General features: G+C 60.4%; 17 protein-coding genes. 6 read left to right on the forward strand and 11 right to left on the reverse strand.

Going from position 1 to position 19,146, the window contains the following annotated elements:
- Nucleotides 1-6: 6 nt before the first annotated feature.
- The 3 genes from B3229_RS09230 to fdhD all read right to left on the reverse strand — a co-directional run bounded on the left by B3229_RS09230 (nt 7) and on the right by fdhD (nt 2,719).
- On the reverse strand, nt 7-969 hold the full coding sequence (locus tag B3229_RS09230; protein ID WP_286870424.1) for a VirK/YbjX family protein: 963 nt from the start codon (nt 967-969) through the stop codon (nt 7-9).
- Between the two features lie 183 nt (nt 970-1,152).
- Nucleotides 1,153-1,770: a superoxide dismutase [Mn] gene (sodA, locus tag B3229_RS09235; RefSeq protein ID WP_048782153.1), complete on the reverse strand. Its 618-nt coding sequence runs from the start codon at nt 1,768-1,770 to the stop codon at nt 1,153-1,155.
- A 184-nt stretch (nt 1,771-1,954) separates the two neighbouring features.
- Nucleotides 1,955-2,719: a formate dehydrogenase accessory sulfurtransferase FdhD gene (fdhD, locus tag B3229_RS09240; protein WP_048782155.1), complete on the reverse strand. Its 765-nt coding sequence runs from the start codon at nt 2,717-2,719 to the stop codon at nt 1,955-1,957.
- Nucleotides 2,720-3,174: 455 nt separating this feature from the next.
- On the opposite strand from fdhD, the gene fdnG reads away from it, so the two are divergent.
- From fdnG to B3229_RS09265, 5 genes are read left to right on the forward strand one after another with little or no spacing between them, the layout of a single operon-like run.
- Complete coding sequence (gene fdnG, locus B3229_RS09245) at nt 3,175-6,225, forward strand: formate dehydrogenase-N subunit alpha (RefSeq protein ID WP_286870425.1); 3,051 nt, start codon at nt 3,175-3,177, stop codon at nt 6,223-6,225.
- 12 nt (nt 6,226-6,237) lie between these two features.
- Entirely contained in the window at nt 6,238-7,122 is an 885-nt protein-coding gene (fdxH, locus tag B3229_RS09250) for a formate dehydrogenase subunit beta (protein ID WP_033793003.1), read from the forward strand.
- Nucleotides 7,119-7,760: a formate dehydrogenase cytochrome b556 subunit gene (gene fdoI / locus B3229_RS09255; RefSeq protein WP_048781296.1), complete on the forward strand. Its 642-nt coding sequence runs from the start codon at nt 7,119-7,121 to the stop codon at nt 7,758-7,760. Before fdxH ends, fdoI begins: the two co-directional genes overlap by 4 nt.
- Nucleotides 7,760-8,686 carry a formate dehydrogenase accessory protein FdhE gene (gene fdhE, locus B3229_RS09260; protein ID WP_048781295.1) on the forward strand — a complete coding sequence of 309 codons (927 nt, stop codon included), beginning with the start codon at nt 7,760-7,762 and terminating at the stop codon, nt 8,684-8,686. The genes fdoI and fdhE overlap by 1 nt, the downstream gene beginning before the upstream one ends.
- 28 nt (nt 8,687-8,714) lie before the next feature.
- The gene (locus tag B3229_RS09265; RefSeq protein WP_286870426.1) at nt 8,715-9,326 is read left to right on the forward strand and encodes a glutathione S-transferase; all 612 of its coding nucleotides are present in this window, start codon (nt 8,715-8,717) and stop codon (nt 9,324-9,326) included.
- A 169-nt stretch (nt 9,327-9,495) separates the two neighbouring features.
- Here the strand turns inward: B3229_RS09265 and B3229_RS09270 are convergent, their stop codons facing one another.
- The 4 genes from B3229_RS09270 to glyQ form a co-directional block, all read right to left on the reverse strand.
- The gene (locus B3229_RS09270) at nt 9,496-9,813 is read right to left on the reverse strand and encodes a helix-turn-helix domain-containing protein (protein WP_048781293.1); all 318 of its coding nucleotides are present in this window, start codon (nt 9,811-9,813) and stop codon (nt 9,496-9,498) included.
- A 96-nt stretch (nt 9,814-9,909) separates the two neighbouring features.
- Complete coding sequence (locus B3229_RS09275) at nt 9,910-10,194, reverse strand: type II toxin-antitoxin system RelE/ParE family toxin (RefSeq protein ID WP_286870427.1); 285 nt, start codon at nt 10,192-10,194, stop codon at nt 9,910-9,912.
- 151 nt (nt 10,195-10,345) lie between these two features.
- Nucleotides 10,346-12,415: a glycine--tRNA ligase subunit beta gene (gene glyS, locus B3229_RS09280; RefSeq protein WP_286870428.1), complete on the reverse strand. Its 2,070-nt coding sequence runs from the start codon at nt 12,413-12,415 to the stop codon at nt 10,346-10,348.
- Nucleotides 12,416-12,424: 9 nt separating this feature from the next.
- Nucleotides 12,425-13,336, reverse strand: coding sequence for a glycine--tRNA ligase subunit alpha (gene glyQ, locus B3229_RS09285; protein WP_033755527.1), 912 nt, complete (start codon nt 13,334-13,336; stop codon nt 12,425-12,427).
- A gap of 192 nt (nt 13,337-13,528) precedes the next feature.
- Between glyQ and B3229_RS09290 the strand changes: the two genes are divergently transcribed.
- Nucleotides 13,529-14,524 carry an acyltransferase gene (locus B3229_RS09290; RefSeq protein WP_286870429.1) on the forward strand — a complete coding sequence of 332 codons (996 nt, stop codon included), beginning with the start codon at nt 13,529-13,531 and terminating at the stop codon, nt 14,522-14,524.
- Here the strand turns inward: B3229_RS09290 and B3229_RS09295 are convergent.
- From B3229_RS09295 to xylA, 4 genes are all read right to left on the reverse strand, one after another.
- Nucleotides 14,509-15,441, reverse strand: a complete 933-nt coding sequence (locus tag B3229_RS09295; protein ID WP_286870430.1) for a GlxA family transcriptional regulator — start codon at nt 15,439-15,441, stop codon at nt 14,509-14,511. The genes B3229_RS09290 and B3229_RS09295 overlap by 16 nt on opposite strands.
- A 17-nt stretch (nt 15,442-15,458) precedes the next feature.
- Nucleotides 15,459-15,998, reverse strand: a complete 540-nt coding sequence (locus tag B3229_RS09300) for an isochorismatase family protein (RefSeq protein ID WP_048784768.1) — start codon at nt 15,996-15,998, stop codon at nt 15,459-15,461.
- 99 nt (nt 15,999-16,097) lie between these two features.
- The gene (gene xylB, locus B3229_RS09305; protein WP_048784766.1) at nt 16,098-17,540 is read right to left on the reverse strand and encodes a xylulokinase; all 1,443 of its coding nucleotides are present in this window, start codon (nt 17,538-17,540) and stop codon (nt 16,098-16,100) included.
- Between the two features lie 18 nt (nt 17,541-17,558).
- A complete protein-coding gene (gene xylA, locus B3229_RS09310) occupies nt 17,559-18,881 on the reverse strand; it encodes a xylose isomerase (RefSeq protein WP_033755517.1) in 1,323 nt (440 codons plus the stop codon).
- Between the last annotated feature and the right edge of the window lie 265 nt (nt 18,882-19,146).

Below are 19,146 nucleotides of genomic sequence, written 5' to 3' on the forward strand. Positions count from 1 at the left end.
TCGGGATCAGGCGCCCGCCTGATCCTCTCCGCGCTGGCCGACGGCAGCTGACACCTGCTGCGCCAGCGCATCCAGCAGTTCATAACGTCGCCGATACTCTGCGCGCTTCTTACTGGCGATCTCCTCCAGCGCTTTACGCGGCAGCCTGAGCGGCAGCTGATAAAGCCCGTCTTTGCGCGCCTCGCCGCCCAGCGATGCCCAGAACTCGCTGTAGCTGGCGAAAAAGTAATCGCTTTTGCTGTGACGATAGCGCAGGCTGCGGAACACATGCGTGGTATCGCCAACGGCGATAATCTTCTCCGCCGCGCAGCACTGCGCCAGCATACAGACCACCTCCATAACAAGACGTTTGGGAAACAGCCCGTGCGCCGCTTTCGTCGCCTCGCGGATCATCTCACTGGAGATATGTTTGCGCGGCCCCTGCAGGCCGCCGATCAGCAGAGTGCGCAGCCCCGCTTCCTTGATCAGCGAAAACGAGAGCGAGGCGATAGCTTCATTCTGATAGCGCAGCACCAGCGTAATTTCCCCTTCGCGATCGAAACGTCCTGGACAGGAAAAGAGCTCGAAGGTCTCGCCGTTTTTCCCGCTCAGCGTCGCCAGTAAATTATCGCCGGGGCTTTGCAGCAGCTGGCGCAGCCGACCGTTTTGCAATGCGGCGACCAGCTGATAGTGATCAAGGATCGCCTGAGCGCGTGCCGCCACGCTGAACCCCGCGCGCAAATAGGGGCGATGCGGCTTCGCGGGTAACAGCCCCTGCACGCTCATCACCTGATGCAAATCGGGCAGGCGCGACAGCTGGTGTAAATAACGCAGCGTCGTCATGGGAAACGCCACCGTTCGCAGCGCGAACTTCAGGCGGAATTGTTTACTCAACCACAGTTTATTCGGGATATATTTTCCGCTGATTAACTGAAAAAACAGCGAAGCCGACGACTCGGTGGCCGGCGCAGGCGTAGTTATAATAGACATGATGTTACATTCTCTGGTGGAATGTTATTTAGCCTACGCGCCTGAAATTCAACGGCAGGTTAATGTCTTGAAAGGTTAAAAGCCAACTGCGCCCATGTTTAGCTGCGGTTTAATTACCGCTATTTCAGCCATAAAAAAACCGGCGAATCGCTTCACCGGTTTTGGCTTTTTTAACGGACGAACTTATTTTGCAGAGGCGAAACGCGCTGCAGCTTCGTCCCAGTTCACCACGTTCCAGAACGCCTTGATGTAGTCAGGACGTTTGTTCTGGTACTTCAGGTAGTAGGCGTGCTCCCAGACGTCCAGGCCCAGAATCGGGTAGCCTGACGCGCCGGAGATCGCTTCGCCCATCAGCGGGTTGTCCTGGTTAGCGGTAGAGACCACGGCCAGTTTGTCGCCTTTTTTCACCAGCCACGCCCAGCCTGAACCAAAGCGGGTAGCGGCGGCTTTCTCAAACTCTTCCTGGAATTTTTCAACGCTGCCGAAATCTTTTTCGATAGCCGCTTTCAGGTCGCCCTGCAGCGTGGTGCCGATTTTCAGGCCTTTCCAGAACAGGCTGTGGTTAGCGTGGCCGCCAGCGTTGTTGCGCAGCACGGTTTTTTTGTCTGCCGGAACCTGATCCAGTTTGGTGATCAGCTCGTCAACCGGCAGGTCAGCGAATTCGGTTCCTTCCAGCGCTGCGTTAGCGTTGTTAACGTAGGTCTGGTGGTGTTTGGTGTGATGGATTTCCATCGTCTGCTTGTCGAAGTGCGGTTCCAGTGCGTCGTATGCGTAAGGCAGGGATGGCAGTGAATAACTCATGTTCTTCCTCTCCATTTCATATTTGAGCGGCGCCGCCTGATGGCGTGCCGCGTAAGCAGTCGAACCATTATAGTTAAATTCATGATCCGGAAAAGGGTAATCAATGCCCCATTAAACATAAGGAATTTACAAATCTGATATAAACAAACTGTTGTTTTTACAGCCTGCCGCCGCTGAATGCCCTTTAACGCAGGCGCTGCGGATGGGTATAGACCGTGGCGCGTCCCGGCTTGCTAAAGCCAACCAGGGTAAGGTTGCAGCGCTCCGCCACCTCGACCGCCAGACGCGTCGCCGCCGAGACGGCGAACAGGATCTCGACGCCGCACATCGCGGATTTCTGCACCATCTCATAGCTGGCGCGGCTGGAGACCAGCACCGCGCCGTCGCCCCACGCCGCGCCGCTGCGGTAGCCGAGCAGCTTATCCAGCGCGACGTGGCGGCCCACATCCTCGCAGCCGCCAGCCAGCTCGCCGTCTGGACGCAGCCAGGCCGCCGCATGGGTGCAGCCGGTTTGCTGGCCGACCGGCTGAACGCTCTTCAGCTGGCTCAGACCGCGATCCAACTGCGCCAGGTCGAAGGTCTGCGTAAAAGGCAGCGGCTGCACCGGCTTGCCGATCTGATCCAGCTGCTCTACGCCGCACACGCCGCAGCCGGTGCGTCCCGCCAGCGCGCGACGCTGTTCTTTCAGCGCCATAAAACGTCGGCTGGAAAGTTCGATCTGCACCTCGATGCCGTTACAGCCCGGCACCACGTCCAGACCAAAAATATCGCCTGGCGCGTCGATAATGCCTTCCGACAGGGAAAAGCCGATAGCGAACGCCTCCAGATCTTTCGGCGTGGTCATCATCACCACGTGGGAGATGCCGTTATAGACCAGGGCGACCGGCACTTCATCCGCCAGCCAGTCGGGCTGGGCCACAGTCAGATCGGCACGCTGCCACACCGGCATTTCGCTGGCACCGCTCTGAGTTGTTAAATTTTCGCCGGGAGTTTGCGGGATAACGTTCAAGGAGTACGACCTGTTATTAACAAGAAATTAAATTTTGCACGGCCGCAAAGGCGGCCAGCCGCGCGGTTAAGTTTGCCCTGTTGTCACCGGCAGCGCAAAAAAACCGCTATACAAATTATGCGGCGAAAAGATAGCCAATAGCGCTGCGGCGCGCCTCTGCGAGGTAAATGAGAATGATTTCCCATCACGCTTTAACATCGATTTAAATAAAGGAATGCTATTTTTACCGGCCTCTGAAAAAAGGCGCGCTCCGCTGCCCGCACTCTAAACAAATTTAAACAGAATTTAAAAAAAGCATTACTAAAGGCTAACTTATTGACCTTCATCAAATAATACGCAGACAGGCTTGTTATTTTGCATAGCTTCGCAATGGAGCCAATAAAGAAGAAAGATAAATGCAAATTACCAGACGGAGTTTTTTCAAAATCTGCGCTGGCGGAATGGCGGGAACCAGCGCGGCACTGCTGGGCTTCGCCCCGGAATCCGCGCTAGCTGGCGTCAGGGAATATAAGCTCGTACGCGCCAGAGAGACGCGTAATAACTGCACCTACTGTTCCGTCGGCTGCGGCATGCTGATCTACAGCCTCGGCGACGGTGCGAAAAACGCCAGCGCCGCTATCTACCATATCGAAGGCGATCCCGATCATCCCGTCAGCCGCGGCTCGCTCTGCCCGAAAGGCGCGGGCGTGCTCGACTATATTCACAGCGACCAGCGGCTGAAATATCCGGAGTATCGCGCGCCGGGCAGCGACAAATGGCAGCGCATCAGCTGGCAGGAGGCCTTTGAACGCATCGCCCGGCTGATGAAACAGGATCGCGATGCCCACTTCCAGCAAACCAACGCCGCCGGCGTCACGGTCAACCGCTGGCCTACCACCGCCATGTTCTGTTCGTCGGCCGCCAGCAATGAAACCGGCCTGCTCGACCATAAATTCGCACGCGCGCTCGGCATCGTGGCGCTAGAGAACCAGGCACGGCTGTGCCACGGCCCGACGGTCGCCGCGCTGGCGCCCAGCTTCGGCCGCGGCGCGATGACCAACAACTGGAACGACATCAAAAACGCCAACGTGGTGCTGATTATGGGCGGCAACCCGGCGGAAGCGCATCCGGTGGGCTTTAAGTGGGTGATCGAGGCGAAGACGCGCAACAACGCGCAGGTCATCGTCGTGGATCCGCGCTTCAACCGCTCGGCGTCGGTGGCGGATCTCTATGCGCCGGTGCGCGCGGGCAGCGACGTGGTGTTTCTGATGGGCGTCATCAACTATCTGCTGCAGCACAATCAGATTCAGCAGCCGTACGTGCGCGCCTTCACCAACGCCGCGCTGATCGTCAGCGAGGGCTATAGCTTTGAAGAGGGGCTGTTCAGCGGCTACGACGCGGAGACGCGCCAGTACGACCGCGCCAGCTGGCGCTATGAAATGGATGAAAACGGCCATGCGCGCCGCGACGACAGCTTTAGCCATCCGCGCTGCGTGCTGAATCTGCTGAAAGCGCACGCCAGCCGCTATACCCCGGAGATGGTGACGCGCCTGTGCGGCACGCCCCATGAGACCTTTCTCGCTATCTGTCGGCAGCTGGCGACCACCAGCGCGCCCAACCGTACCGCCACCATTCTCTACGCGCTGGGCTGGACGCACCATACTAACGGCTCGCAGATTATCCGCACCGCGGCGATGATCCAGCTGCTGCTGGGCAATATTGGCATGCCGGGCGGCGGCATCAACGCGCTGCGCGGCCACTCCAACGTGCAGGGTTATACCGATCTCGGCCTGCTGTCGCAAAGTTTGCCGGGCTATCTGCCGCTGCCGTCGGAAAAGATGGCGACGCTGGCGGACTACCTGCAAAAAGCGACGCCTGCCGCGTCGCTGCCGGGCCAGGTCAACTACTGGCAAAACACCGATAAATTCTTTATCAGCCTGATGAAGAGCTTTTACGGCGATGCCGCCACGGCGGACAACCAGTGGGGCTACGACTGGCTGCCCAAGTGGGATAAAAGCTACGACTGCATGGCGCAGGCAGAGATGATGGAGCAGGGCGAAATAAACGGCGCACTGATTCAGGGCTTTAACCTGCTTGCCGCCTTCCCCGACAAAAACAAAGCCTGTCGCGCGCTTTCACGCCTGAAGTATATGGTGGTGATCGATCCGCTCAGCACTGAAACCGCCAGCTTCTGGCAGCCTCATGGCGAATTCAACGACGTCGATCCCGCGCAGATCGCGACGGAAGTGTTCCGCCTGCCCTCTTCCTGCTTCGCCGAAGAGGACGGCTCGGTCGCCAACTCGTCGCGCTGGCTGCAGTGGCACTGGGCGGCGGCCGAACCGCCGGGCGAGGCGCTGCACGACGGAAAAATCCTCGGCAATCTCTTTTTGCGTCTGCGCGAACTCTACCGCCAGGAAGGCGGCGTCGCGCCGGAGCCGCTGATGGCGATGCGCTGGGACTACAGCAATCCCGCCGATCCGTCGCCGGAAGAGGTGGCGCAGGAGAGCAACGGCCGCGCGCTGCAGGACGTTTACGACGCCAGCGGCAAGCTGCTGCTGAAAAAAGGCCAGCAGCTTAACGCCTTCGCCGAGCTGCGCAACGACGGCAGCACCGCCAGCGGCTGCTGGATCTATACGGGCAGCTGGACGCCGCAGGGCAACCAGATGGCGCGTCGCGACAACGCCGATCCTTCAGGCCTGGGCGCAGTTTCCGGCTGGGCCTGGGCGTGGCCGGCCAACCGCCGCATTCTCTATAACCGCGCTTCCGCCGACGAACAGGGCAAAGCCTGGGACCCGAACCGTCGCCTGATCGAGTGGGACGGCCAGCGCTGGCAGGGCATCGACGTGCCGGACTATCCGCTGACGCTGGCGCCGCAGCAGCAGGCAGGTCCCTTTATCATGCAGCCGGACGGCCTGGGGCATCTCTTCGCGCTCGACAAAATGGCAGACGGCCCGTTCCCCGAGCACTACGAGCCGATGGAGAGCCCGCTGGAGGCCAATCCGCTGCATCCGCAGCAGAGCCACAGCCCGGTGGCGCGCCTCTTTGCGCGCGACGCCGCCCTGCTGGGCGAAGCGGCCGAGTATCCCTGCGTCGCCACCACCTACTCCATTACCGAGCTGTTCCGCCACTGGACCAAGCACGCCCTGCTGAACGCCATCGCGCAGCCGGAACAGTTTGTGGAGATCGGCGCGGAGCTGGCAGCGGAGAAAGGCATCAAGGCGGGCGACAAAGTCAGGGTCTCTTCCCGCCGCGGCTATATCACAGCCAAAGCGGTGGTGACGCGGCGTCTGCAGCGCCTGCACATTGACGGCAAGCCGGTCGATACCGTCGGCATTCCTTGCCACTGGGGCTTCGAAGGCGCGACGCGCAAAGGCTTCCTCGCCAACACGCTGACGCCGTCAGTGGGCGACGCTAATTCGCAAACGCCGGAGTACAAAGGATTTTTAGTGAAAGTGGAAAAGGCGTAACGGAGAACGAACATGGCTTACCCCACACAGGACATTATTCGTCGCTCCGCGACCAGCTCGCTCACGCCCGCGCCGCAGGCGCGCGATCACCGGCAGCAGGTCGCCAAGCTGATCGACGTTACCACCTGTATCGGCTGTAAAGGCTGTCAGGTCGCCTGCTCGGAGTGGAACGATATTCGCGCCGAGGTTGGGCACAATATCGGCGTTTACGACAACCCGACCGATCTCGACGCCAAAGCCTGGACGGTGATGCGCTTCTCGGAGGTTGAGGAGAATGGCCGACTGGAATGGCTGATCCGCAAGGATGGCTGTATGCACTGCGCCGATCCCGGCTGTTTGAAAGCCTGCCCGTCGGCGGGCGCCATCGTGCAGTACGCTAACGGTATCGTCGACTTTCAGTCTGACCACTGCATCGGCTGCGGCTACTGCATTGCGGGATGCCCGTTCAACGTGCCGCGCATCAGCCAGGAGGACAACCGCGCCTATAAGTGCACGCTCTGCGTCGATCGAGTCAATGTCGGACAGGAACCTGCCTGCGTCAAAACCTGTCCGACCGGCGCGATCCACTTCGGCAGCAAAGAGGAGATGCAGCAGCTGGCGGCGGAGCGCGTCGCCGATCTTAAATCGCGCGGCTTTGAAAATGCCGGCCTGTACGATCCGGCAGGCGTTGGCGGCACTCATGTGATGTATGTGCTGCATCACGCCAATAAGCCGCAGCTCTACCACGGACTGCCGGAAAACCCCGGCATCAGCCCGACCGTGACGTTCTGGAAAGGCGTCTGGAAACCGCTGGCGGCAATAGGCTTCGCCGCCACCTTCGCCGCCTCGGTGTTCCACTATGTCGGCGTAGGCCCGAACCGGGTCGATGAGGAGCAGCACAAGGAGGAGGAGGAATGAAAAAAAGCGAGCGCATCATACGCTACCGCGCGGCGGAGCGTATCAATCACTGGATTGTCGCCATCTGCTTCGTGCTGCTGGCGCTGAGCGGGCTGGGCTTTCTGTTCCCCTCGTTCAACTGGCTGATGAATGTGTTAGGCACGCCGCAGCTGGCGCGCATCCTGCATCCCTTTATCGGCGTGACTATGTTCGCGGCCTTTCTGCTGATGTTTTTCCGCTACTGGCATCACAATCTGGTGAATAAAGAAGACCTGCTGTGGGCGCGCAATATCCACAAAATTGCCCTTAATGAGGAGGTCGGTGATACTGGCCGCTATAATTTTGGCCAGAAGTGTGTGTTCTGGGCTGCTATCATCAGCTTAGTGCTGCTTCTGCTCAGCGGCGTGGTGATCTGGCGTCCCTGGTTCGCCGGCGCCTTCAGCATTCCGCTGATCCGCGCGGCGCTGCTGGTGCATTCTCTCTCCGCCGTGGGCCTGATCGTGGTCATTATGGTGCACATCTATGCGGCGCTGTGGGTCAAAGGCACCATTACGGCGATGGTCGAAGGCTGGGTAAGCCCCGCATGGGCGGAAAAGCACCATCCTCGCTGGTATCGCGAGCAGCGTAACCGCTCAACACAACAGGAAAAACGCCCCTGATGAGTATTCGCATTATCCCGCAGGACCAGCTGGAGAAGAGCGAAAAAAACACGGCGGATACCATTCCGCCGTTACTTTTTCCACGGCTGAAGAACCTCTATAGCCGCCGCGCCGCGCGGCTGCGCGATCTGGCGGCTAAAAATCCGCTGGGCGACTATTTACGTTTCGCCGCCAAAATCGCCCAGGCGCAGGAGATCGTTCTGTACGACCATCCGCTGCACCGCGATCTCTACGATCGCCTGGTGCAGAGCGCCGCTGAAGGCAAACCGCCGCTCGATATTCACAGCCTGCCGCGCGACGCGCACTGGCAGCGTCTGCTGCACTCGCTGATCGCCGAGCTGAAGCCGGAGATGACCGGCCAGGCGCTGGCGGTGCTGGAAAACCTGGAAAAAACCGCCGCGGGCGAACTGGAAACCCTGGCCAGCGCGCTGCTGGCGGGCGAGTTCGCGTTGGTCAGCAGCGACAAAGCGCCCTTTATCTGGGCGGCGCTGTCGGTTTACTGGGCGCAGATGGCGGCGCTGATCCCCGGCAAAGCGCGCGCCGAATATGGCGAGCAGCGCCAGTTCTGCCCGGTGTGCGCCAGCATGCCGGTAGCGAGCGTGGTGCATCTCGGCACGCAGCAGGGCCTGCGCTATCTGCACTGCAACCTGTGCGAAAGCGAATGGTATGTAGCGCGCAGCAAGTGCAGCAACTGCGAGCAGACGCGCGATCTCCACTACTGGTCGCTGGACAGCGAGCAGGCGGCGGTCAAAGCGGAGAGCTGCGGCGACTGCGGCACCTATCTGAAGATGCTCTATCAGGAAAAGGATCCGGCGCTAGAGCCAGTGGCGGACGATCTCGCCTCGCTGGTGCTGGATGCGCGCATGGAGCAGGAAGGCTTCTCACGCAGCAGCCTGAACCCTTTTCTTTTCCCGGATGAGAGCTGACTCAATCCTTTAACGGCGGAGGAGTGCGATGAAACTGATCGGCAGCTATACCAGCCCTTTTGTACGGAAAATATCTGTCATCCTGCTGGAAAAAGGCATCGTGTTCGAATTTGTTAACGATGCGCCCTACAGTCCTGACAGCCACGTCGCGCTCCACAATCCGCTGGGCAAAGTGCCGACGCTGATTGACGATAGCCAGCAGGCCTGGTTCGACTCCTCGATTATCGCGCAGTACCTGGAACTGCGCGGCGACGCGCCCGCGCTGCTGCCGGAGGACGCCTGGCTGGCGCTGCATATTCGGCAGACCGAGCGGCTGGCGGACGGCGTCAGCGACTGCGCCAGTATCATCGTGCGCGAGAAGCTGCGCGCGCCAGAGCAGCAGTCCGCCGAGGTGCTGACGCGCAACCGGGAAAAGATCCTGCGCGGCCTGGATAAGCTGGAAGCCATTGCGGCGGAAGGTCGTTTGCTGAATAACGGCACGCTGAATCTTGCCGATATCGCCGTGGGCTGCACTATCGGCTATATCAACTTTCGTCATGTAGTGCCGAACTGGTGCGTGGATCGCCCGGCGCTGGTGAAGCTGGCGGAGCAGCTGTTTCAGCGCGAGAGCTTTGCGCGCACCGCACCGCCGGCTGCGTAATGCGTATCGCAAGTGGCCATGCTTAGCGCTTAGATTATAAAGCGCGATCTGAGCGCTGTAGCATGATGGCAAGCGAGCCGAGGGAAACAATATTGATTGTGCGCTTTTAGAGAAAGGAAGATGACATGCACAGCGAAAAACGCTGTTAATTCTTTTAGCTGTCAGCGCCTCAACACATAAATATTTCCGGGCCTTTATCGGAGATCATATTAATAATGCGCAACACGGCCTGATTCGGTTTACTTTCTCCACGCTCCCATTTTGACACGCTTTCAACGGACATGCCGGTCGTGCGCGCCAGCACAGACTGAGAAAGCTTCCAGCGCAGGCGGACCGCCTTAATTTCTTCGCCTGTCATCGGACGAACCTCAGGAATATCCGCGGCTTTAATGCGAGCTTCAATCGTTTTGAGGGTTTCGTCTTTCACAACGCCGTGCTTGTTATAGCGTTTCGCCATAGCATAGATATTTTTCAAATCATCACTCATCGCAATTAACATCAAATAGTTCTTTCTCTTCAAGAAGCGCTTTTATCCTGCTCTTATCCATTTCTATAAAATCCGACGCGATGCTGCAAAAAATGTCTATTTCGGCGTCTTCAATTTCTTTACGTTTCTTTTTAGTAAGCGAGCTTTTCGCATAAAGGTAAAAAAATACAGATGCTCACCGTCATTAAAGAAAACGATTGAGCGCGCGCCATCTCTTTCGCTTACCTTCGGCAGGGCCATTCGCCTTTTATAGGTAAATTTCCCCAGCTGACTTCCCTTTAGCCCGCTAAAAACCTTTCGGGCGGTTTTACAAATAATTTTATCCGTAATGCCCAACCGCCTGCGCTCTGCGTCGAACTCAGGCGTTAAATAGACGCCCATATATCCCTCTACATCCCTGTAACCCGTAACGGCTACTATAGTCTTCCTTACAGGTTGGATCAATCAGGCTGCCGCGCTTCTCTGAAAACAAAAAGGCCGACAATCATGTCGGCCTTTAACGTTTATTACTGGCTTAAACCTGGTTACAGGCTTACTGCAGCAGCGAAATATCCGCAACCTGCAGGAACAGCTCGCGCAGCTTCGCCAGCAGCGTCAGGCGGTTGACGCGCACTTCAGCGTCGTCGGCATTGACCATCACCTTGTCGAAGAAGTTATCGACCGCCTCGCGCAGCTGCGCCAGTTCGATCAGCGCATCCTGATAGCGGCCCTCTGCGAAGTACGGCTGCAGTTTATCGCCGAGCGCGGTCACGAAGGTCGCCAGCTGGATCTCTTCGTTCTCTTTCAGCAGCGACGCCTGCACGCTGTCGTTCAGCGTTTCGGTCGATTTCGCCAGAATGTTGGAGACGCGCTTGTTCGCCGCTGCCAGCGCCGCCGCTTCGTCGAGCGTGCGGAAATGCGATACCGCCTTCATACGCGCGTCGAAATCAGCCGGACGGGTTGGACGACGCGCCAGCACCGCCTGCAGCGTATCGACGCTATGGCCCTCTTCCTGATACCAGCTGCGGAAGCGGCCCAGCATAAAGTCGATAACGTCATCGACTACTTTGCCGTTGCTCAGCTTGCTGCCGTACAGGCGCACTGCTTCTTCCGTCAGGGTCTGCAGATCGAGCGGCAGGTTCTTCTCAACGATGATGCGCAGCACGCCCAGCGCGGCGCGGCGCAGCGCAAACGGATCTTTGTCGCCCTTCGGATGCTGACCGATGCCGAAGATGCCCGCAAGGGTATCCATCTTGTCGGCGATCGCCAGCGCGCAGGACACCGGGTTAGAAGGCAGATCGTCGCCGGCGTAGCGCGGCTGATACTGCTCGTTGAGCGCGACCGCCACATCTTCGGCTTCGCCGTCGTGACGCGCGTAGTGCATGCCCATCACGCCCTGGGTGTCGGTAAACTCAAACACCATATTGGTCATCAGGTCGCACTTGGAGAGCAGGCCGGCGCGCGTCGCGTGATTCACGTCCGCGCCGATCTGCGCGGCGATCCACCCCGCAAGCGCCTGAATGCGATCGGTTTTGTCGCGCAGCGTGCCGAGCTCTTTCTGGAACAGCACGGTTTCAAGGCGCGGCAGATGATCTTCCAGACGCTTTTTGCGGTCGGTATTAAAGAAGAACTCAGCATCCGCCAGACGCGGACGCACCACCTTCTCGTTGCCGGCGATAATCTGCTGCGGATCGCTTGAGGCGATATTGGTGACGAAGATAAAGTTCGGCAGCAGCTTGCCCGCGTCGTCATAGACCGGGAAATATTTCTGATCGCCCTTCATGGTGTAGACCAGCGCTTCCGCCGGCACCTTGAGGAATTTCTCTTCGAAGGTCGCCGTCAGCACCACCGGCCACTCCACCAGCGAGGTCACCTCTTCCAGCAGGCTGTCGCTCAGGTCGGCGTTACCGCCCAGCTGGCGCGCCGCCGCTTCGGCATCGGCTTTAATCTGCGCCTTGCGCACGGCGTAGTCGGCGATAACTTTGCCGCGCGTTTCCAGAATCTCCGGATACTGGTCGGCATGGTCGATGGTGAACTCAGGCTCGCCCATAAAGCGGTGGCCGCGAATCGTGCGTCCTGACGCAATGCCGAGGATGGTCGCCGGGATCAGCTCGTCGCCCAGCAGCAGCGTCACGGTGTGCACCGGACGGACAAACTGCACGTCGCTCGCGCCCCAGCGCATCAGTTTCGGGATCGGCAGCTTGCCGAGCGCGGTGGCGATCATGCCGGGCAGCAGCGACTGGGCGGATTCGCCTTTCACCTGCGCGCGGTAAACCAGCCATTCGCCTTTGTCGGTGCTCAGGCGCTCGGCCTGATCGACAGTGATGCCGTTGCCGCGCGCCCAGCCTTCCGCCGCTTTGGTCGGTTTGCCGTCGGCGTCAAAGGCGGCGGAGACCGCCGGGCCGCGCTTTTCGACTTCGCGATCGGGCTGCGCGGCGCTCAGGCTCGCCACTTTCAGCGCCAGACGGCGCGGCGCGGCGTACCAGCGCACTTCGCCGTGCGCCAGGCCGGCGCTGTCCAGCTCGGCGGTAACCTGCGCAGCAAAGGCTTCGGCCAGGCTGCGCAATGCTTTCGGCGGCAGCTCTTCGGTGCCGATTTCCACCAGAAACGTTTTTTCAGTCATGGCTGCCTCTTACTTGTTGTTATTGCACATCGGGAAGCCCAGCGCCTCGCGGGAGGCGTAGTAGGCTTCAGCCACGGCTTTGGTCAGGGTGCGGATGCGCAGAATATAGCGCTGGCGCTCGGTCACGGAGATCGCCTTGCGCGCGTCCAGCAGGTTAAAGCTGTGCGCGGCTTTCAGGATGCGCTCATAGGCCGGCAGCGGCAGCGGTTTTTCCAGCGCCAGCAGCTGCTGCGCTTCTTTCTCGTACTGCTCGAAGCAGGTAAAGAGGAAATCGACGTCAGCGTATTCGAAGTTGTAGGTAGACTGCTCGACTTCGTTCTGATGGAACACGTCGCCATAGGTGGTTTTACCCAGCGGGCCGTCGCTCCAGACCAGATCGTAAACGCTGTCGACGCTCTGGATATACATCGCCAGGCGCTCAAGGCCGTAGGTGATCTCGCCGGTCACCGGCTTGCACTCCAGGCCGCCCACCTGCTGGAAGTAGGTAAACTGCGTCACTTCCATGCCGTTGAGCCACACTTCCCAGCCGAGGCCCCACGCGCCAAGCGTCGGGTTTTCCCAGTTATCTTCCACGAAGCGGATATCATGCACGGTGGGATCGATGCCCAACTCTTTCAGCGATCCGAGATACAGCTCCTGAATGTTGTCCGGCGACGGCTTGATGATCACCTGGAACTGGTAGTAGTGCTGTAGGCGGTTCGGGTTTTCGCCGTAGCGCCCGTCGGTCGGACGGCGCGACGGTTGCACGTAGGCTGCGGCAATCGGCTCAGGTCCGAGTGCGCGCAGGCAGGTCATAGGGTGTGAAGTGCCAGCGCCCACTTCCATGTCCAGCGGCTGAACGATGGTGCAGCCCTGACGCGCCCAGTAATCCTGCAATGTCAGGATCAGGCCCTGAAAGGTTTTGGTATCAAACTTTTGCATGATGATTTCGCACGCGATTCGGGTAGATGAAAAAAGAGTGCGTCAGTATACCCTTTGACCGCGCGATGTGCAGCCGGAAATCCTGCCGGGCGCGGGCGTGCCAGACGGCTCCGAATCCTGCCGCGAAAAGTTGTCGCGCGCATCGCGACTGTCTACCCTTCTTCGCACTATCGTGATGCGCAAGAGGACCCGATGTCGCACAAGATTTGCTGGATCGACAATTTACGCGCGGTCGCCTGTTTGATGGTGATCGTGATCCATACCACCACCTGGTATATCACCGGCCCGATGGCGGTGACCGGACACTGGTGGGATATCGCCAACCTGCTTAATTCCGCGTCGCGCGTCTGCGTGCCGCTCTTTTTTATGATCTCCGGCTACCTGTTCTTCGGCGAACGCAGCGCGCAGCCGCGCCATCTGCTGCGGCTGGTGCTCTGCCTGCTGTTTTACAGCGCGGTGGCGCTGGCCTATATCACCTGGCTGACGCCCATCAGCGAAGGGCGCTCGCTGCTGAAGATGCTGCAAAAGCCGGTGTTTTATCATCTGTGGTTTTTCTTTGCGCTGATCGGCATCTATCTGCTGTCGCCGCTGATTCAGGTGAAAGCGGTGCAGGCGCGCTATGTGGCGCTGCTGGTCATTGTGCTGGCGGTGCTGGCGAACCCGAACACGGTGGATCAGGCGGTGGGGCCGTTTCACTGGCTGCCGGTAAATCTCTACGTCAGCGGCGACAGTATCTATTATCTGCTCTATGCCCTGCTGGGACGCGCCATCGGCACCATGGAGACGGCAAAGCGCGGCGTGACGCCGCTGGCGGCGGGACTGTTCGCCGCCTGCGTTATCGGCATTACCTTCGGCACGAAACAGGCGCTGATCGCTAACGGCGCCTTCAACGACCGCTGGTATCTCTACTGCGGCCCGCTGGTGTTTATCGCCGCCATTAGCCTGCTGGTGCTGTTCAAGAACGCCCTGAACGCCCGCACGCTGCCGGTGCTCGGCACGCTTTCACGCTACTCGCTGCCGATCTACGGCTTTCACGCGCTCTTTATTCACTTCCTGCGCACCCGCCATTATGACGATATGTCGCGGCCGCTGCTCGATCTGCCCTGGGTGTTCGGCGTGACGCTGGCGGGCAGCCTGCTGCTGGCGATAGGCCTGCAGCGCCTCGACAGGCGTCACTGGGTAAGCTGATCGCGCCAGCGATCGCGGGCGCGCCGCAGCTGGCGCGCCGAAGAAAACCCCGCCGCCAGCGCCGCTTTTTCCGCGCCTTCGCCCTGCTGCTGGCGCTGGCGCGCGATGCCCAGCCGCAGCTGCTCGTGATAGTCGCGCACGCTGATGCCCAGATGCTGACGAAACAGCCGCGCCAGATGGCGGCTGCTGACGTGGACGCGCGCGGCGAGATCCTCCAGCGGCCAGCCATGCTCGGGATGGGCGATCATCGCGTCCTGCGCGCGATGTATCGCCGGATGAAGATGATTGCGGTAGCGCAGCCAGGGCGACAGCTGCGGATCGTCGCCAGAGCGGCGGAACCACACCACCATTTCACGCGCCACCTCCAGCGCCGTCTGCGCGCCGCACAGCCGGTTAATCAGGTGCAGCGAGAGGTCGATTCCGGCGGTGATGCCTGCGCTGGTCCAGATATTATCGTCGTCGACGAAGACGCGGTTCTCCTTCACCAGCGCGGCGGGCGCGGCGGCTTTCAGCCTTGAGAGCACCTCGTGATGGGTCGTGCACTGCACGCCGTTGAGCAACCCGGCCTGCGCCGCCAGCAGGGCGCCGGAACAGACGCAGATCAAAGAGAGCTGTCGCGCGCGCAGCAGCGGCTGCTGACGTTGCAGCCAGCGTCGCGCCGCTTCCGCCTGCGGCGTGGCGAACCAGATGGCGGAGTCGCAGACGCCCGGCACCACCAGCAGGCTGTCGGGCGGCAGGCTTTCCGGCAGCGGCTCAATGCCAGCAATGGTCATCTGCGTGGAGCTTACAACCGATTCCTGCGGGCCAATATAGCGCAGCGCGAAGCGATCCCCCGCCAGCCGCAGCGTCTCCGCCGGTCCGGTCAGATCGAGCGCCATCACGCCAGGCAAGGTAAGAAACAGGACGGTTTGCGCCATCGCGCCACTCCTTGTTATTAAAGGCGCGCCAGGCACGCTTCCACGCTCACCACTTCGGCAAAGCGGTTAACCAGTACGGTTTCGGTACGGTGAGTCAGTTCGGCGCTGCTGAGGGTGACGCCGTTGTGCGTCATCGGAAAAGTCAGCGTCGCCTCAGAGACAAACAGTACCTTAAAACCGAGATCGGACGCCACGCGCGCGGTGGTTTCGCAGCACTGCTCGGTGCGGATACCGCTAATAATCAGAGTATCGATTGAGCGTTCCTGCAGCCAGGGCAGCAGCCCCGATTCGGTCAGCGCGTTATGTACGTGTTTCTGCACGCTGAACGTCGCCTCGTGCTGCAAAAAGTCCATTCGCTTAACCCAGCCGGACGCCAGCGAGAAGGGGCCCTGCGGCGCGACGTGAAACACGTCCACCACCGGCATTCCTTTCGCCTGACAGCCTTCGATCAGCGCGCTGATATTGCGCTGAAACGCCGGGACATCGGCTTCCTGCCAGAACTCGCGGTGTAAAAAAGATTGCTGAACATCTATTACCAACAGCGCTGCCTGTGCCATTTTCGGCCTCCTGAGAAATGAATTCAGGCCCATCATGACGGGCCTGACGCGCAGGAAGAAGGCCAAATCGGGACAAGATGGCGACAGTGCGGGACACGCTTACCGCATCAGCGGCGCCAGCTGCGCGTAGAGGCGGGCAAAGGTGTCGCGCAGCGGCTGATAGCGCTGATGGCGCGCCGCATCGGGCTGATGGCGCTGCACCCGCGTCAGCGCGGGCAGCGTCGTCTGCGGTTCGAGCGCCAGCTGCGCCAGACGCGCCGCGCCCAGCGCCGGCCCGACCTCGCCGCCCTGACAGTAATCGAGCGTCTGGCCGCTGATATCCGCCAGCATCTGCCGCCACAGCGCGCTACGTGCGCCGCCGCCGATCAGCATAATGCTGGAGGGCGCGACGCCGCACTCGTGCACCGCATCCATGCCCTGCGCCAGCGCGTAGCCGACGCCTTCCAGCACCGCGCGCGCCAGCTCCGGCCGACCGTGCTGGTGCGTCAGGCCGAAAAAGACGCCCGTCGCCTGCGGGTTGTTGTGCGGCGTGCGCTCGCCGGAGAGATAGGGCAGAAACCACAGCGGCGCCCCGTTTTCATCGGCGCGTTCCGCTTCCGCCAGCAGCTGCGGCACGTCGGCGCAGCCGGTCAGCGCCGCCGCCCAGTCGAGACAGGCGGCGGCGCTGAGAATAACCGACATCAGATGCCAGCGCTGCGGCAGCGCATGGCAGAAGCTGTGCACCGCGCGCTGTGGATTGCTGAGGTAGCCGTCGCTGACCACAAAATAGACGCCGGAGGTGCCAAGCGACAGCATGCCCTGCCCCGGCTCGGTCATGCCGACCCCCACTGCGCCCGCGGCGTTGTCGCCGCCGCCAGCCACCAGCGGCACCGCCGGCATACCCCAGCGCGCCGCGATCTCGCCGCTCAGCGAACCGGTAACAACATTGCCTTCGAACAGTCGCGGCATCTGGTCGCGCGTCAGGCCGCAGGCGTCGAGCATCAGGTCGCTCCAGTCGCGGCGCGCCACGTCCAGCCACATCGTGCCTGCCGCATCGGACATATCGCTGGCGAAGTCGCCGCTCAGCCGCCAGCGCAGGTAGTCTTTCGGCAGCAGCACCTTCGCCACCCGCTGAAAAATATCGGGCTCATGCTGCCGCACCCACAGCAGTTTGGGCGCGGTAAAGCCGGGCATCATCAGGTTGCCGGTGATCTGGCGCGACGCGGGCACGCGCTGCTCCAGCTCGCGGCACTGTTCGCCGCTGCGCCCGTCGTTCCATAAAATGGCCGGACGCAGCACGCGATGCGCGTTGTCCAGCAGCGTCGCGCCGTGCATCTGACCGCTCAGGCCAATGGCCTTTACCTCGCTGAGCGCATGCTGCTGCGCCAGCGCCTGCATCGCCTGGTCGGTCGCCAGCCACCAGCTTTCGGGATCCTGCTCGCTCCAGAGCGCGTGCGGACGCGACACCTGCAGCGGCGCGCTGCCGATCGCCGCCACCTCGCCCTGCGCATTCAGCAGCGCCACCTTGACCCCGGACGTGCCTAAATCGATCCCGATATACATGCCTTGCTCCCGCTTATCTCAGAAATCATAAAGATAGTGGTTCACCAGGTTCTCCAGCTGCTCCTGGCGGCCGCTGTGATGCTGCGGATTGAACTGCTGCTGCTGAGCATGCGCCGCCAGCGAGGCGAGGGAAAACTCCCCTTTCAGGATTTGCTGGCCGAACTCACCATTCCAGCCGCTGTAGCGCTGCGCCACGCGCTTATCGAGCTCGCCCGCTTCCACCATGCGCGCCGCCGCTTTCAGCGCCAGCGCCATGGTATCCATCGCGCCGATATGGCCGTAAAAAAGGTCATATTTGTCGGTGCTCTGGCGACGCACTTTGGCGTCGAAGTTCAGACCGCCGGTGGTGAAGCCGCCCGCTTTAATAATCTCGTAGAGCACCAGCGCGTTCTCTTCGACGCTGATCGGGAACTGGTCGGTATCCCAGCCGCACTGAACGTCGCCGCGGTTGGCGTCCACCGAGCCGAAAATGCCTAAGGCGATGGCGGTGGCGATCTCATGATGAAACGAGTGACCCGCCAGCGTGGCGTGGTTCGCCTCGACGTTAACCTTGATCTCTTTCTCCAGCCCGAACTGCTTCAGGAAGCCGTACACCGTCGCCACGTCATAATCATACTGATGTTTGGTCGGCTCCTGAGGCTTCGGCTCAATCAGCAGCATGCCCTGGAAGCCGATTTTATGCTTATGCTCCACCACCATCTGCATAAAGCGGCCAATCTGCTCGCGCTCCTGACGCAGATCGGTATTCAGCAGAGTTTCATAGCCCTCGCGGCCGCCCCACAGCACGTAGTTTTCGCCGCCCAGCGTCTGCGTCGCCTGCATGGCGCTGCACACCTGGCTCGCCGCCCAGGCGAAGATTTCCGGATCGGGGCTGGTCGCCGCGCCGGCGCCGTAGCGCGGATGGGTAAAGCAGTTAGCGGTGCCCCACAGCAGCTTCACGCCGCTCTCCTGCTGTTTTTCCAGCAGCTTGTCGGTCATCACCGCGAAATTTTCCTGATAGCTGCGCAGCGAGTCCCCTTCCGGCGCGACGTCGACATCGTGGAAGCAGTAGTAAGGCACGTTCAGCTTGTGAAAAAACTCAAACGCCACGTCCGCTTTCAGCTTCGCCAGCTGCAGCGCGTCGCCGCTCTTTTGCCACGGGCGGTCGAATGCGCCGACGCCGAACATATCCGCGCCGTTCCAGCAGAAGGTATGCCAGTAGCAGGCGGCGAAACGCAGGTGTTCGGCCATGGTTTTGCCGAGGATCACCTCGTCAGGATTGTAATGGCGGAAAGCCAGTGGATTAGTGCTCTTTACCCCTTCAAAACGAACGCGTTCGATCTGGTCGAAATAGGCGTGCATGTTTCGCTCCTCAGCGTGAAAACCCGGACAGTCGGCCGTGAGCCTTTATATTGCTTGCGCCTTTTCCACTGGCTCAATTACGATATTTCACACCACGCTTCAGATAATTAATATTTGTGCTCCCGTTCGCAAATTAATAAGAACGCCGTGCGCGTTCGCCCTCCGCCGCTCTTAAAAGCGTTAAATCTCGATCCCGCTCATAAAAACAGAAATAAACCAAAAAACGTAATCGCCGGATAAAAATCAGTAATTGATGTTGCCGGAA

The sequence above is a fragment of the Pantoea sp. UBA5035 genome, assembly GCF_002415245.1.
GTDB classification, from domain to species: domain Bacteria; phylum Pseudomonadota; class Gammaproteobacteria; order Enterobacterales; family Enterobacteriaceae; genus Pantoea; species Pantoea septica.